This is a genomic window from Duganella levis, from assembly GCF_009857605.1.
Classification (GTDB): Bacteria; Pseudomonadota; Gammaproteobacteria; order Burkholderiales; family Burkholderiaceae_D; genus Rugamonas; species Rugamonas levis.
Window position 1 is genome coordinate 190162 of the sequence record NZ_WWCT01000006.1, and the last position, 13377, is coordinate 203538.

The 13377-nt window shown below is 64.3% G+C and carries 13 protein-coding genes; 8 read left to right on the forward strand and 5 right to left on the reverse strand.

The window, feature by feature from the left end:
• Positions 1 to 8 precede the first annotated feature (8 nt).
• Positions 9 to 647 carry a response regulator gene (locus tag GTP69_RS10390; RefSeq protein ID WP_161054819.1) on the forward strand — a complete coding sequence of 213 codons (639 nt, stop codon included), beginning with the start codon at positions 9 to 11 and terminating at the stop codon, positions 645 to 647.
• Here GTP69_RS10390 and GTP69_RS10395 read toward each other — a convergent pair.
• Genes GTP69_RS10395 through GTP69_RS10410 form a run of 4 tightly spaced genes read right to left on the reverse strand, consistent with a single transcriptional unit; the run spans position 644 to position 3870 of the window.
• Positions 644 to 1300 (reverse strand): YoaK family protein, encoded by a 657-nt coding sequence (locus GTP69_RS10395; protein WP_161054820.1) that lies wholly within the window; start codon positions 1298 to 1300, stop codon positions 644 to 646. The genes GTP69_RS10390 and GTP69_RS10395 overlap by 4 nt on opposite strands.
• The gene (locus GTP69_RS10400) at positions 1287 to 1679 is read right to left on the reverse strand and encodes a DoxX family protein (protein ID WP_161054821.1); all 393 of its coding nucleotides are present in this window, start codon (positions 1677 to 1679) and stop codon (positions 1287 to 1289) included. The genes GTP69_RS10395 and GTP69_RS10400 overlap by 14 nt, the downstream gene beginning before the upstream one ends.
• On the reverse strand, positions 1679 to 3607 hold the full coding sequence (locus GTP69_RS10405; RefSeq protein WP_161054822.1) for an amidohydrolase: 1929 nt from the start codon (positions 3605 to 3607) through the stop codon (positions 1679 to 1681). The genes GTP69_RS10400 and GTP69_RS10405 overlap by 1 nt, the downstream gene beginning before the upstream one ends.
• The gene (locus GTP69_RS10410) at positions 3607 to 3870 is read right to left on the reverse strand and encodes a DUF1427 family protein (RefSeq protein WP_161054823.1); all 264 of its coding nucleotides are present in this window, start codon (positions 3868 to 3870) and stop codon (positions 3607 to 3609) included. The genes GTP69_RS10405 and GTP69_RS10410 overlap by 1 nt, the downstream gene beginning before the upstream one ends.
• Positions 3871 to 4033: 163 nt before the next feature.
• Here GTP69_RS10410 and GTP69_RS10415 point away from each other — a divergent pair, with 163 nt between their 5' ends.
• Positions 4034 to 7039, forward strand: a complete 3006-nt coding sequence (locus GTP69_RS10415; protein WP_161054824.1) for a ligand-binding sensor domain-containing protein — start codon at positions 4034 to 4036, stop codon at positions 7037 to 7039.
• Positions 7040 to 7047: 8 nt separating this feature from the next.
• Here the strand turns inward: GTP69_RS10415 and GTP69_RS10420 are convergent, their stop codons facing one another.
• Complete coding sequence (locus GTP69_RS10420) at positions 7048 to 7695, reverse strand: response regulator (protein WP_161054825.1); 648 nt, start codon at positions 7693 to 7695, stop codon at positions 7048 to 7050.
• Between the two features lie 183 nt (positions 7696 to 7878).
• Between GTP69_RS10420 and GTP69_RS10425 the strand changes: the two genes are divergently transcribed.
• From GTP69_RS10425 to rrtA, 6 genes are all read left to right on the forward strand, one after another.
• Entirely contained in the window at positions 7879 to 8574 is a 696-nt protein-coding gene (locus GTP69_RS10425) for a LuxR C-terminal-related transcriptional regulator (protein WP_161054826.1), read from the forward strand.
• A gap of 68 nt (positions 8575 to 8642) precedes the next feature.
• Entirely contained in the window at positions 8643 to 8960 is a 318-nt protein-coding gene (locus GTP69_RS10430; RefSeq protein ID WP_229260885.1) for a hypothetical protein, read from the forward strand.
• A 79-nt stretch (positions 8961 to 9039) separates the two neighbouring features.
• The gene (locus GTP69_RS10435; protein ID WP_161054827.1) at positions 9040 to 11193 is read left to right on the forward strand and encodes a TonB-dependent receptor; all 2154 of its coding nucleotides are present in this window, start codon (positions 9040 to 9042) and stop codon (positions 11191 to 11193) included.
• A gap of 124 nt (positions 11194 to 11317) precedes the next feature.
• Positions 11318 to 12022, forward strand: a complete 705-nt coding sequence (locus GTP69_RS10440; RefSeq protein ID WP_161054828.1) for a CPBP family intramembrane glutamic endopeptidase — start codon at positions 11318 to 11320, stop codon at positions 12020 to 12022.
• Positions 12009 to 12839 carry a rhombotarget lipoprotein gene (gene rhlP, locus GTP69_RS10445; RefSeq protein WP_161054829.1) on the forward strand — a complete coding sequence of 277 codons (831 nt, stop codon included), beginning with the start codon at positions 12009 to 12011 and terminating at the stop codon, positions 12837 to 12839. Before GTP69_RS10440 ends, rhlP begins: the two co-directional genes overlap by 14 nt.
• A complete protein-coding gene (rrtA, locus tag GTP69_RS10450; RefSeq protein WP_161054830.1) occupies positions 12832 to 13338 on the forward strand; it encodes a rhombosortase in 507 nt (168 codons plus the stop codon). The genes rhlP and rrtA overlap by 8 nt, the downstream gene beginning before the upstream one ends.
• Positions 13339 to 13377 lie beyond the last annotated feature (39 nt).

The following is a 13377-nucleotide window of genomic DNA, read 5'->3' on the forward strand; positions in this document are numbered from 1 at the left end:
TGATCATCATGGACACGCGTACCTCATTTAATTCCATCTCTGTGCTCGTCGTCGACGACCATCCCCTGCTGCGTGCCGGCCTGGGCGAGGCCATCTCCAGCCAGCCGGATATGCGAGTAGTGGGGGAAGCCTGCAACGGCCGCGAAGCCGTGGACGCCTACACCCAGCTGCGGCCCGATGTCACCATCATGGACATCGCCATGCCGGAGCTGGATGGCGTGCAGGCCCTGCATGAGATCCGGCGCGAGCATAACAATGCCCGCGTCGTCATGCTGACCACCTACAAGGGCGACGCGCAGATTTTGCGCGCCGTGCAAGGCGGCGCCGCCGGCTTCCTGTTGAAGAGCACACTGCGCAAGGATTTGCTGGACACGGTGCGCGGCGTCCACATGGGACAGCGCCGCATTCCGCCGGAGATCGCGATGGAACTGGCCCAGCACATGGGCCAGGGTCCGTTGAGCTCGCGCGAGATGGAAGTGTTGAATCTGGCGGCGAGTGGGCATTCCAACCGCCGCATCGCCGAGCGCCTGACGATTTCCGAGGAAACCGTCAAGGCTCACATGAAGAACGTGCTGGCCAAGCTGGCCGCCAACGATCGCACCCACGCGGTAACGATCGCCCTCAAGCGCGGCATTATTTCAATTTAGTCCTTGGCCGTCGCGGCCAGGGCTACCAGGATGGCGCACGGCAGCAGCAGGCCGTGGAAGCCAAACTGCACGAACGCCACGCCGCCGCTCATGCAGCCGGCGGCAAACGCCAACACCGGCCAGGTCAGCTTGCGGCAACGGCCGATGGCTTCCGGGTCGCCCCGCATGGAATCCACCAGCTCGATCACCAGCCCGGTCACATTACCCGTCATGACGGTGGTGGCCGAGGTTTTGCTCAACAACAGCTTGCCGTAGGCATTCTGGATCGCCATCGCGCCGGCGCACAGGGAGCCGGTCAATAACGTCAATGGCGCCGAGGCCTCTACCACCGGCGCCGCCTGCCATGCGCAGATCACGGTCGCCAGCATCATGAACAGCTGGAACAGGAAACTGTTGCGCAGCGTCTTGCTGCCGTTGCGATCCCAATGCACAATCGCCAGCCGCGCCATCGCGACAAACAGGATAAACACCGGGAACACCAGCAGCTTGATGCCGACGGCTTCAAAAGGCTCGATCAAGGCCCGGCCGATCAGCACAAAGTTGCCTGTCACGTGGGCCGTGAACAGGCCAAACAGGCCGACAAAGCCCAGCGTATCGACGTAGCCGGCCAAAAATCCGAGCGCTACGCCTTGTTTAGTATCACCGCGTTCCATTACTACCTTTCTTGAAATCGAGCCAGGCCACCAGCAGGAAAGCGCCGGTCAAACCCACATGCTCGAAAAAACTATTCGCCGCCATGAAGCGCTCCTGGCCACCCATCTCCCAGAAGCGATTGGCGACGAAGCTTGCCATCAGCGTGAACACGCCGAGGAAACCTGCGCCCAGCCAGCGATACACGCCGGCGATGATGGCCACCGAGGCGCCCAGCTCCAGCGCGATCACCAGCGCCGCCAGCGGCGCCGCCGGCGACAGGCCGAAATGCTGCATCTCGCCGATGGCCGAATTAAAATCCATCAGCTTGTTGATGCCGCCCTGCAGATAGGCGGCACACAACAGCAGCAGAAAGAATCGCTCAATCCACTGCGAGCGCATCAGACTGCCCAGCAGGCGCAACCCAGCGCGCCCCAGAAGCTCTTCAGGTCCGATACCGGCGCCTTGCTGCCCCATGAGTTGGCGTGCTGGTGGCCGTGCACATTGCAGTTGTTGGCGCAACCGCAGGCAGCGGCCTGCTGCTCGCGCTCACGCTTCTGCTGCAACTGGCGCTGTTCCAGTTCCTTCAGCGCGGCGCGGCTGGTGCCCTGCTTCTCGCCCCAGCCGGCGTAGCCGCCGAAACGGCGCACCGGCGACCAGTCCGGCATGGCCGGCGGCGGCGGCAGGTCGTGGCTGGCGAAGGTGCCGGCCGCGTAGACGATGTTACCGCCGACGATGGTCAGCTCCGAGCTCAGATCCCAGATTTCGCTTTCGGCGCAGGCGTAGAAGTCCTTGTCCGGCACGATCATGTCGGCCAGCTGGCCCACTTCGATGCGGCCCTTCTTGCCTTCTTCGTTGGAGAACCAGGTGGTGTTCTCGGTCCACATGCGCAGCGCCGCTTCACGGTCGAGGCAATTGGCGCGCGGGTACAGCTGCGCGCCGCTGACGGTTTTACCGGTGATCATCCAGGCCAGCGAAACCCATGGATTGTACGAGGCCACGCGGGTGGCGTCGGTGCCGGCCGAAGTTTTCACGCCGGCGTCGATGATCTTCTTGATCGGCGGCGTGGCTTCGGCGGCGCCGTGGCCATAACGCTCGATGAAGTATTCGCCCTGGTAGGCCATGCGGTGCTGCACGGCGATGCCGCCGCCCAGCGCAGCGATGCGGTCGATCGACTGGTCCGAAATGGTTTCGGCGTGGTCGAAGAACCAGTTCAGGCCTTCCAGCGGAATGTCCTGGTTGACGCGCTCGAACACGTCCAGCGCGCGGCTGATGGTTTCGTCGTAAGTGGCGTGCATGCGCCATGGCCAGCGGTTCTGCGCCAGCACGCGCACCACGCCTTCCAGGTCGTCTTCCATCGACTCCGGCATGTCCGGGCGTGGCTGGCGGAAGTCCTCGAAGTCAGCCGCCGAGAAGGTCAGCATTTCGCCGGCGCCGTTGTGGCGGAAGTAGTCGTCGCCCTGCTGGTACTTGACGCTCTGCGTCCAGTTCAGGAAGTCTTCCTTCTCCTGCTTGGGCTTCTGCGTGAACAGGTTGTAGGCCATGCGCACCGTCAGCTGCTTGGCGTCCGACAGCTGCTGCACCACCTGGTAGTCTTCCGGATAGTTCTGGAAACCGCCGCCGGCGTCGATCACGCCAGTCACGCCCAGGCGATTCAGTTCGCGCATGAAGTGGCGGGTCGAGTTGACCTGGTATTCCAGCGGCAGCTTTGGCCCCTTGGCCAGCGTGGCGTACAGGATCGAGGCGTTCGGCTTGGCCAGCAGCAGGCCATTGGGATTGCCGTTGGCGTCGCGCAGGATCTGGCCGCCCTGCGGTTCCGGCGTGTCCTTGGTGTAGCCGACGGCGCGCAGCGCGGCGCCGTTCAGCAGCGCGCGGTCGTACAGGTGCAGGATGAACACCGGCGTATCCGGCGCCACCGCATTCAGTTCCTCGATGGTCGGCAGGCGCTTCTCGGCGAACTGGTGTTCGGTGAAGCCGCCCACCACGCGCACCCACTGCGGCGCCGGCGTGATCGCCACTTGCGCCTTCAGCATGGCCATGGCGTCGGCCAGCGAACGCACGCCGTCCCAGCGCAGCTCCAGGTTGAAATTCAGGCCGCCACGGATGATGTGACAGTGGTTGTCGATCAGGCCTGGCAGCACGCGCTTGCCGTGCAGGTCGATGATCTTGGTATTCGGTCCGGCCAGGGCCATCACCTCGTTGGCGCGGCCGACGGCGGTGAACTTGCCATCCTTGATGGCGACGGCTTCGGCGTGCGGGTTGCTGCGGTCCAGCGTGGTGAACAGGCCGCGGTGCAGGATCAGGTCAGGGGTGGTATGCGTTTGCGTCATTAGGTGCTCCGGGTTTCATCAGACTTTTGTGCGGATGGCAGTTGGCCAAAACAATGCGGCTTGACGTGGTCTTCGATCCACGATACTTTCGGCGCCTCCGGCTGCCACAATTGGCGCAGCAGCGGCGGCAGCTGTTCACCCAGCAGGATGCCAAGCAGGCCAACCAGCGCGATCACAGGCGGCGCCGGCGAGCGCACGTTAAGGAAGCCGTAAAGGAGGCCGACCAGCAGGCCGACGGCCAGCGACAAAATATACATTTTCATGATTTAGCGGAGCTCCGGTAATTTAAGACGTGCGCATAGTGTAGTCATGTCTCTCTCCTATGGCATCACCGGGATTGATTGACATTTCCCCCCTCTTTTGGGAGGGGTCACCTTGCATTTGAATAGGTGCTAAAATGACCATACTCCCAATACCTTACACCCCATGACGACTGCACGCGCTTCCCTGCTCCTGCATGCCGCCGTTGCCGCCCTTTGCGGCCTGCTTTTGTGCGCCCTGCCGCCGGCGCTGGCACAGCAACCGCCGGCACGCCTGCTGGAACAATTCACCCATACCTCCTGGGGCGCGCTCGATAGCGCGCCGGTCGACATCCTCAGTATCGCCCAGACCAGCGATGGCTGGCTATGGCTGGCCGCCGGCACCGGCTTGTACCGCTTCGACGGCAAACGCTATGAACGGGTCGACAGCGTCGAAGGCCACGCGTTGCTGTCGTCGAATGTCCGCACTTTATATGCGCCGCCGGAAGGCGGCTTGTGGGTCGGCTACCGCGTCGGTGGCGGCATCAGCTACTTCAGCCACAACCAGGTGCGCCACTTCGCCGCCGGCCAGGGCTTGCCGTCCGGCGCCATCACCAGCATTGCGCGCGCGCCGGACGGCGTGCTGTGGATCGCCGCGCGCGACGGCCTGGCGCGGCTGGACGGCGACCATTTCGTCACCATCGGCGCCGACTTCGGCCTGCCGGCGCGGCGCGCGCGCCAGGTGCTGTTCGACCGCAGCGGGCGCCAGTGGGTGGCCATGCAGGGCGGGATCTTCAGCCGCACCGACAGCCGCGCGCAGTTCATGCCGGCCTGGCCGCACGGGGATTTGAGCGGCATGGCGCTGGCGCCGGATGGCGCGCTGTGGGCCTCGGACGTCGACAGTTACTATCGCCTGCAACCAGAGGCGCCCAGCGGCGACAGTAGCGCGCGCACGGCACTCCAGGGCAGCAATATGTATTTCGACCGCGAAGGCAACCAGTGGATCTTCCGCGCCGGCGGCCTGGAACGCCGCAACGCCGGCAGCAGCGAGTCGCAACGGCAGGATCTGAGCGGCGGCCTGCCGCAGAGCTTTTTCCAGGACCGCGAAGGCAATGTGTGGATCGGCACGTCGGCGGGCCTGAACCGCTTCCGCCACAACCGGCTGTTGACGCTACCGCTGCAAATGGTATTCAACCACCCGGCGATTGCGCCGGTGACCGGCGGCGGCGTCTGGGCCGGCGACCGTGTCGGCGCGCTGCGCGTGCTGGGGCCAGAGGGCGAACGGCGCAGCGTGCTGTCCGGGCATATCTCGGCGCTGTACCGCGATCCGGACGGCGTGCTCTGGGCCGGCAATGACGAAGAAGTCTGGAGCGTGGAAGGCGGCCGCGTGGAACGCTATCCGCTGCCGCCGGAAGCGCAGAGTTACGAGGTGCAGGCGCTGATCCGCGCCAGCGGCGGCGGCATGTGGGTGTCGGTGGTGCGCGAGGGCTTGTATCTGCTGAAGGACGGCCAGTGGCGCCGCCAGCCGGCGCTGCCGCTGTCCACGCCTGGCATGGGCGACCAGTTCCCCACCTCGCTGGAAACCGGTAGTGACGGTGCGCTGTGGGCCGGCTACATTCGCAACTACATCGTGCGCCTGGCCGACGGCAAAGTCGATATCTATAGCGCCGACCAGGGACTGGACCTGGGCCACGTGCTGACCCTGCACCGCATCGGCACGGAACTGTGGGCCGGCGGCGAACGTGGCGTGGCCTGGTTTGACGGCCAGCGCTTCGCCACTCTGCACGGCTTGCGCGGCGAGATATTCCGCGGCGTGTCCGGCATTACCCGCAGCGCGCAGGGCGACCTGTGGCTGTTCGGCACCGAAGGCCTGAGCCGCATCACCGCCGCGCAGGTGGCGCGGGCCATGAGTACACCGGGCTATGAAGTGGAATACGAACGCTTCGATGCCCACGATGGCCTGCTGGGCGCCGCCTCGCAACTGCGGCCAATGCCGTCGCTGGTGATGGGCGACGACGGCCTGCTGTGGATGGCCACCGCCAACCGCATCAACTGGATCAATCCGGCCCACATCACGCGCAACCCGGTGCCGCCGGCGGTGCTGGTGCAGGACATCGCGGTCGGTGAGCAGCGCTACAGCCCCCTGCCCGGCCTGATGCTGCCCAAATCGACCAGCAACCTGCGCATCGACTACACGGCGCTGAGCCTGAGCATTCCGGAGCGGGTGCGCTTCCGCTATCGCCTCGACGGCGTCGACAACGAGTGGCAAGATCCGGGTGCGCGCCGCCAGGCTTTCTACACCAACCTCGATCCGGGCGAATACCGCTTCCGCGTCATGGCGGCCAATGAAGACGGCGTATGGAATCCGCAGGAGGCCCAACTGGCCTTCAGCATTCCGCCCACCTTCGTGGAAACCGCATGGTTCAAACTGGTGTGCGTGCTGGTGCTGGCGGCGCTGCTAGGAGCGGTGTACCGCCTGCGCCTGCGCCACGTCACCCGCCAGCTGCGCACGCGGCTGGAGGACCGCGCCGACGAGCGCGAACGCATCGCCCGCACGCTGCACGACACCTTCCTGCAAAGCGTGCAGGGGCTGATGCTGCGCGTGCAGACGCTGCTCAAGCGCCTGCCGCCCGACGGCGAAGCCTATCAGTTGGTGGAGAAAATCCTGAACCAGGCCGACCAGGTGCTGGCCGAAGGCCGCAACCAGGTGCGCGGCCTGCGCAGCGTGCCGCACCTGGACGACCTGCCGCATATGTTCGGTGAACTGAGCCAGCACCTGCGCGAGGAGCACGCGGCCGACTTCGCGCTGATCGTCACCGGCCAACAGGCCACGCTGACCGAGTCCGCGCGCGAACACCTGTACCACATCGGCCGCGAGGCGCTACTGAACGCCTTCCGCCACTCCGGCGCCAGCCGCATCGAGCTGGAACTGGGCTATGCGGCCGATCACTTCACGCTGGTGGTGCGCGATGACGGCCGCGGCATCGATGAAAAAGTACTCGCGGCCGGCGAGCTGCCCGGCCACTGGGGCCTGATCGGCATGCGCGAACGGGCCATGAAAATCGATGCGGCGCTGGATCTGTGGTGCCGTCCCGGCATGGGCACGGTGGCACAGGTCAGCGCGCCGGGAGCGGCCGTGTATGAACGCAAGCCAGGCACGCTGCGGCGCTGGCTGATGCGCGAGGCCGCATAGGTATTGGATTACTGGATCACGCCGCAGGAATGCAGGTCCAGGATGCCGCGCTCGATGGCCAGCGTGACCGCGTGCGTGCGGTCGCTGGCATTCAGCTTGGCCAGGATGCTCTTCATGTGGACCTTGACGGTTTCTTCCGAAATCGCCAGATGCATGCCGATGCGCTTGTTGCTCTGGCCTCCGGCCACCAGTTGCAGCACTTCGGTTTCGCGCTTGCTCAACGCGCCTTCGTGCCAGTGTTCGGCGATGCCGCTGGCGACCGCCGCCGGAATGCTGCGGCGCCCCTCGTGCACGGTGCGGATGGTCGCCAGCAGCTCCTTGCGCAGCATGCTCTTGAGCAGGTAGCCGGCGGCGCCGGCGGCGATGGCGCGCTGCGCCAGCACATCGCCCTCATACGTGGTCAGCACCACGATGCGGGCGTTGGGGAATTCCTTGCGGATGGCGATGGTGGCGTCGATGCCGTTCATGTCCGGCATCTGGATGTCCATCAGCGTGACGTCCGGCTGCAGGCGGCGGTAAGCTTCCACGGCTTGCACGCCGTTGGTGGCCTCTTCCAGCAGCTGCATGTCCTCCTCATCGGCGATCACGCTGGCTATGCCTTCGCGGAACATCGGGTGGTCGTCCACGCTCAGGATCTTGATAGGCGGGGCAGTCATAGGCGTCTCGTACTTCTCGTACATCGTGGATAAAATTCTGGCATGTAGCGCAAGGATGCCACAGGCGCAAGGGTCTGGCTATACCTCCATCTAGGGATGGCCATCCTCCCGGATCGGGGCGTGGCAAACGCGCTGGAAAAGCTTAATCTTCTAGTCACCAGTTTTTCAATTTAGGAGAGTGACATGCGAGTGGATACCCGATCCTGGCCTCAGTCTGCCGTCGGCGGCACCGGTAACACCAACGGCATCGTCCAGCAAGGCGATAAAGTCCATGTGCTGATCGCACATTCGGACCCGATCGTCAACGCCGGCCTGGCCGCCCTGCTGAGCGCCAACAGCGACATGCAGATCACCGTTGCCAGCAGCGAGGCGGCCAGCCTTGGCGGCGCCGACGTGATCGTCCTCGATCACCGCAACGGCCTGGAACACATGCGCCGCGCCGCCAACGCCCACCACGGCGACAGCCAGCCGCGCGTGCTGATCGTCACCCAGCTGGAACGCGAATGGGAAGTGCGCACCGCGATGATGGCCGGCGTGCACGGCTACCTGCTGCAAAACTCGGATGCGGAACAGCTGCTGACCGCCGTGCGCACGCTGAGCCGCGGCATGCGCTACCTGAGCGCGGACCTGAGCCGCTGCGTGGCCGACAGCTTTACCCGCATCGGCCTGACCAGCCGCGAGACCGACGTGCTGCAACTGCTGGCCCAGGGCCAGTGCAACAAGTCGATCGCGCGGGAGCTGGGCATCGGCGTCGGCACCGTCAAAACCCACGTCAAAGGCCTTTTTGACAAGCTTGGCGCAACGGCACGCACCCATGCCGTGGTGCTGGCCACGCGGCGCGGCCTGGTGGGCGATTCGGCCGCCTCCCAGGCGCACTAACGCGGAAACCGTTGTCTAACATGGTAGATCCCCTGTAAAATCAGGGGATGCATGCCCCGGCCATCACTATGAGCACTCCACATCGCCAGACGCGTTATCAACGCGTCATGATGTTCTTCGTGCTGATGTTCCTGGCGTTGCAGCTGATCGGCGCGAGTTCGCATACCCACGCCTACACCGAGCATGAGCCGGATTGCGCGGCCTGCGCGGTGGTTCACCTGCCTGCCGGCGGCGTGCCGCCGGCCACTTTGCTGGTGGCCCCGGTCGCGCTGCAAAGCAGCAGCCTGCCGGTGCTGGCGCCACGCACTGTGGTGCGCGCTGCGCAAACCGGCTACCTCATGCCACCGTCTCACGCGCCGCCCGGCGTTGCTGTTTTCTCCATCTGAATTTTAATCGCTGCATTGCTGCCCACTCCTGCGCGAGGGGACCAGTGCATCGTCACGTCTGTATATTCAAGGATTTAACATGCAACACAAGCCACAACTCCGTATTCTGCCCCTGCTGATCGCCGCCGCTTTCTATGCCAACCATGCTTATGCGGAGGATGCCGCCCCTGACGCCAATGCCAGCGCCACCGCGCCGGACGCCGCGCCGATGCAGCAAGTGGAAGTCACCGCCGCTCACCTGAAGAGCGCGCGCATCGACCTGTCGCCGAACGTCGGCACCACCATCTACAGCATCGACAAACATATGGTCGACCAGCTGGGCCAGGGCGACAACACGCCGTTCAACGAAGTGCTGCTGCGTCTTCCGGGCGTGAGCCAGGATTCCAAGGGCTCGGGTTCGATCCACGTGCGCGACGACCACGCCAACGTGCAGTACCGCGTCAACGGCGTGCAGCTGCCGGAATCGATCAGCGGTTTCGGCCAGTCGATCGACACCCGTTTCGTCGAATCGACCGATTTCATCACCGGCGCGCTGCCGGCCCAATTCGGCCTGCGCACCGCCGGCATCGTCGACATCCAGACCAAGGAAGGCCTGCCGCAATCGGGCGGCCGCGTGGGTGTGCTGGTCGGCAGCCACGATCAGATCCAGCCGAGCGCGGAATTCTTCGGCACCCAGGGCGCCTTTAACTACTATCTGTCCGGCAGCTACCTGACCAACAAGCTGGGGATCGAGAATCCGCTGCCGACCACCAGCGCGCTGCACGACAAGACCAACCAGACCAAGTCGTTCGGCGTGCTGTCCTACTTCCTGGACGATAACACCCGCCTGGGCCTGATGTTCGGCACCTACAACGGCCGCTTCCAGATTCCGAACAATCCGAATCAGGAACCGGCATTCGCCGTCACCGGTGCCACCGCGCCCGACTCGGCGCAACTGGACGAAAACCAGCGCGAGAAAAACCGCTTCCTGGTGCTGTCGCTGCAAAAAAGCCTGGGCGACCTGAATTACCAGGTCTCGGCCTTCCATCAGTATTCGGAACTGCACTACACGCCAGACGCGATCGGCGACCTGGCCTACAACGGCGTCGCATCCAACACGCTGCGCTCGAACACCGCCAACGGCCTGCAATTCGACGCCAGCTACAAGCTGAATGACCAGCACACCATCCGCAGCGGCCTGGCCTACACCCGCCAGACCACGCACAGCGACAACACCGTGGGCGTGTTTGACCTGAACGACGACGGCACCCAGGCCAGCACCGATCCGCGCACCATCATCGACAACAGCAGCAAGACCGGCAAGCTGTCCAGCATCTACCTGCAGGACGAATGGCACATCACCGCGCCGCTGACCGTCAACTACGGCGTGCGCTTCGATAAAGTGGATGCCTTCGTCAACGAGCAGCAATGGAGCCCGCGCATCAACGTGGCCTACCAGCTGGCCAAGGGCACGGCGCTGCACGCCGGCTACTCGCGCTACTTCACGCCGCCGCCGCAGGAACTGGCGGCGCAGTCCAGCATCGACAAATACGCCGGCACCTCGAACGCGCCGGAAGTGGGCGTGTCGGATAACGTCAAATCCGAACGCACCAACTACTACGACATCGGCATCAGCCACCAGCTGACGCCACAGCTGACCGTGACGGCGGACGCCTACTACAAGAAAATCCGCAACATGCTGGATGAAGGCCAGTTCGGCCAGGCGCTGATCCTGTCGCCGTTCAACTACGATCGCGGCTACGCCAAGGGCCTGGAGCTGTCCGGCGTCTACAGCGAGAAAAACTGGGGCACCTTCCTCAACGTGACCACGCAGAAGGCGGAAGGCACCAACATCACTTCCGGCCAATCGCTGTTTGGCCCGGACGAATTGGCCTACATCGCCAACCACTACATCCACGTGGACCACGACCAGACGGTAACGGTATCGGGCGGCGCCCACTACCACTTCGGCGATTCGCAGGTCAGCGGCGATTTCCTGTACGGCAGCGGCCTGCGTCTGACGCCTGACAACGGCGCGCCGAACTCCGGCCACCTGCCGCACTACGCCACCGTCAACCTGGCGCTGACCCACACCTGGAAAGCGACCCCGGTCGGCACCGTGGAAGGCCGCCTGGCGCTGATCAACGCCTTCGACAAAGTCTACCTGCTGCGTGACGGTTCGGGCGTCGGCGTCGGTGCACCGCAGTACGGCGAACGCCGCTCCATCTACGCTGGTTTGTCGACCAGCTTCTAAAGTCGGCGGTGCTGCACGGCGATACTGCGTGCAGCACCCACTGATACCTGAACGCCAGCGCTTTCAGATTGCATATTTCGTAACGTATAATCGGCCGTTGTCCTTTCCTTAAGGTGGCCCGAATATGATCGATCTTGCGCTGGCGTTTTATCTGGTCCTGGCTCTCCCTTCCCAACAGCTATGGCGCAGCATTCACAAGAGCGATAAGCCCAAGCGGTCGCGCGCGCAGCGCTACCTCGGCACCATCCGCAGCATAGGCCTGACGTTGATCGCACTGGTGGCAGCCTGTTGGTGGAGTGGCCACACCGCATCCGACCTTGGGCTGGGCGTTCCGGCCTCCGGCGCCGCCCTCTGGTGCCTGCTGATTCCGATCATCGGCCTGCCCCTGCTGCACTACGCCGGCAAGGCGCGCGAAGCGAAAATGCCTCCCGAAAAAGTCGCGCAGATGTATGAGCAGGTGCGCGCCAGCGACGCCTTGCCACGCACCTCCGGCGAAATGAAACTGTTCGTGCTGACCACGCTGTTCATCGGCGGCGGCTGGGAGCTGCTGTATCGCGGCTTTCTCACGCTGGTGCTGACACCCCTGGTCGGCACCTGGGGCGCGGTGCTGATCGCCGGCGTGGCGTATGGCGCCGGCCATGGCTACAGCAATCCCAAACAAATCACCCTCAGCATCGTCTCCGCTATTTTGTTCAGCGTGGGCTATGTGCTGACCGGTAGCCTGTGGTGGCTGATCGTGGTCCATATCGGCATACCGCTGATGGGCGCCATCAGCTGCTACAAGATCCTGAACCAGCAACCGAACGGAGAAGCACATGCGATTTCTTAAAGCCCTGTTGATCATTGCGGTCGCCGCCGGCCTGAGTGGCTGCGTCGGCTGGCGCAGTCCTGATGGTGCCAAGCAGACCGGCAGCCTGGTCGACTACCTCTATCCGAATGCGAAAGAGGCTCCGACCCTGGCGCCAAGCGTGGTCAAACTGCGGCCGCCGGTCAAGGTAGGCATTGCCTTCGTGCCCGGCGCGAACTGGAACAACGGCTTGTCGGAAGCCGCCAAGATCAAATTGCTGGAGCGCGTGCGCGACTCGTTCGCAAAGCATCAGTACATCGGCAAGATCGAAATCATTCCAAGCCAGTACCTGCAAGCCAAGGGCGGCTTCACCAACCTGGAACAGGTGGCGCGCATGTTCGACGTGGAGGTGGTCACCCTGCTCTCCTACGACCAGGTGCAGTTCAATGACACCAACGCGCTGTCGGTGCTGTACTGGACCATCATCGGCGCCTACGTGATCCACGGCGACCAGTATGACGTGCAAACCATGGTTGATGCCGCCGTGTTCGACGTCCAGAGCCACAAGCTGCTGTTCCGCGCGCCGGGCACCAGCCGCGTCAAAGGCGGCGCGACGTGGGCAGGTCTCAGTGAAAAACAGCGGCTGGCTGCAGGCGAAGGCTATGCACGCGCGGTCGACCAGCTGATCCCGCAACTGCAAACGGAATTGGACGGCTTCCGCGAACGGATCAAGAACAACGCCAACTATCAGGTCGAGAACAAGGCCGGCTACAAAGGCGGCGGCGCCATGGGCTGGATCAGCCTTGCGCTGGCAGCATTGCTGGCCGGCGTGGCGTACGCGGTTCGCCGCCATGCCTGAACTGCTGGAGTTCGACCGTCATGCCATTCTGGCGGGCGAAATCTGGCGACTGTGGACCTGCCATCTGGTCCACTACTCAACGCAGCATGCATTGATCGATCTCGCCACCGCAGCGTCGGCGGGCGCGGTGGCCCTGCCCGCGTTGGGATGGCGAAGGCTGTGCCTTGCCGTGGCGCTGACCGCGCCGCTGATTTCCGGCGGCCTGCTGCTTCTGGCGCCGGATCTGATCTATTACCGCGGCGCGTCCGGCATGGCCGTAATGCTGGTGGTGCTGGCGGCATGCACCTTGTGGCCGCAAGCCGGTCCCCGCGCTCGTGCCGCACTGGCGCTGCTCGGCGCCGCGCTGGCCGTGAAGATCGGCGCGGAAGCCCTCGGCTATGCCACCGGCTGGTCCGACCTGCCGGCCGGCGTACGCGTTGCGTGGCAAGCACACTTGCTCGGGGCGGCGGCAGCTGTCTTGACGGTCAAAGCGCTTCGGGTCCGAACGTCTTCACGTTAGGCCTTGAGTATCTGCCATTGTTGCAGGCATAATCCTCCG

Coding starts and splice junctions, on each gene's coding strand:
- rrtA (WP_161054830.1), top strand. CDS start 12,832: ATGCCTGAACTGCTGGAGTTCGACCGTCATGCCATTCTGGCGGGCGAA.
- rhlP (WP_161054829.1), top strand. CDS start 12,009: ATGCGATTTCTTAAAGCCCTGTTGATCATTGCGGTCGCCGCCGGCCTG.
- GTP69_RS10390 (WP_161054819.1), top strand. CDS start 9: ATGGACACGCGTACCTCATTTAATTCCATCTCTGTGCTCGTCGTCGAC.
- GTP69_RS10415 (WP_161054824.1), top strand. CDS start 4,034: ATGACGACTGCACGCGCTTCCCTGCTCCTGCATGCCGCCGTTGCCGCC.
- GTP69_RS10400 (WP_161054821.1), bottom strand. CDS start 1,679: ATGCGCTCGCAGTGGATTGAGCGATTCTTTCTGCTGCTGTTGTGTGCC.
- GTP69_RS10425 (WP_161054826.1), top strand. CDS start 7,879: ATGCGAGTGGATACCCGATCCTGGCCTCAGTCTGCCGTCGGCGGCACC.
- GTP69_RS10405 (WP_161054822.1), bottom strand. CDS start 3,607: ATGACGCAAACGCATACCACCCCTGACCTGATCCTGCACCGCGGCCTG.
- GTP69_RS10430 (WP_229260885.1), top strand. CDS start 8,643: ATGAGCACTCCACATCGCCAGACGCGTTATCAACGCGTCATGATGTTC.
- GTP69_RS10435 (WP_161054827.1), top strand. CDS start 9,040: ATGCAACACAAGCCACAACTCCGTATTCTGCCCCTGCTGATCGCCGCC.
- GTP69_RS10410 (WP_161054823.1), bottom strand. CDS start 3,870: ATGAAAATGTATATTTTGTCGCTGGCCGTCGGCCTGCTGGTCGGCCTC.
- GTP69_RS10395 (WP_161054820.1), bottom strand. CDS start 1,300: ATGGAACGCGGTGATACTAAACAAGGCGTAGCGCTCGGATTTTTGGCC.
- GTP69_RS10420 (WP_161054825.1), bottom strand. CDS start 7,695: ATGACTGCCCCGCCTATCAAGATCCTGAGCGTGGACGACCACCCGATG.
- GTP69_RS10440 (WP_161054828.1), top strand. CDS start 11,318: ATGATCGATCTTGCGCTGGCGTTTTATCTGGTCCTGGCTCTCCCTTCC.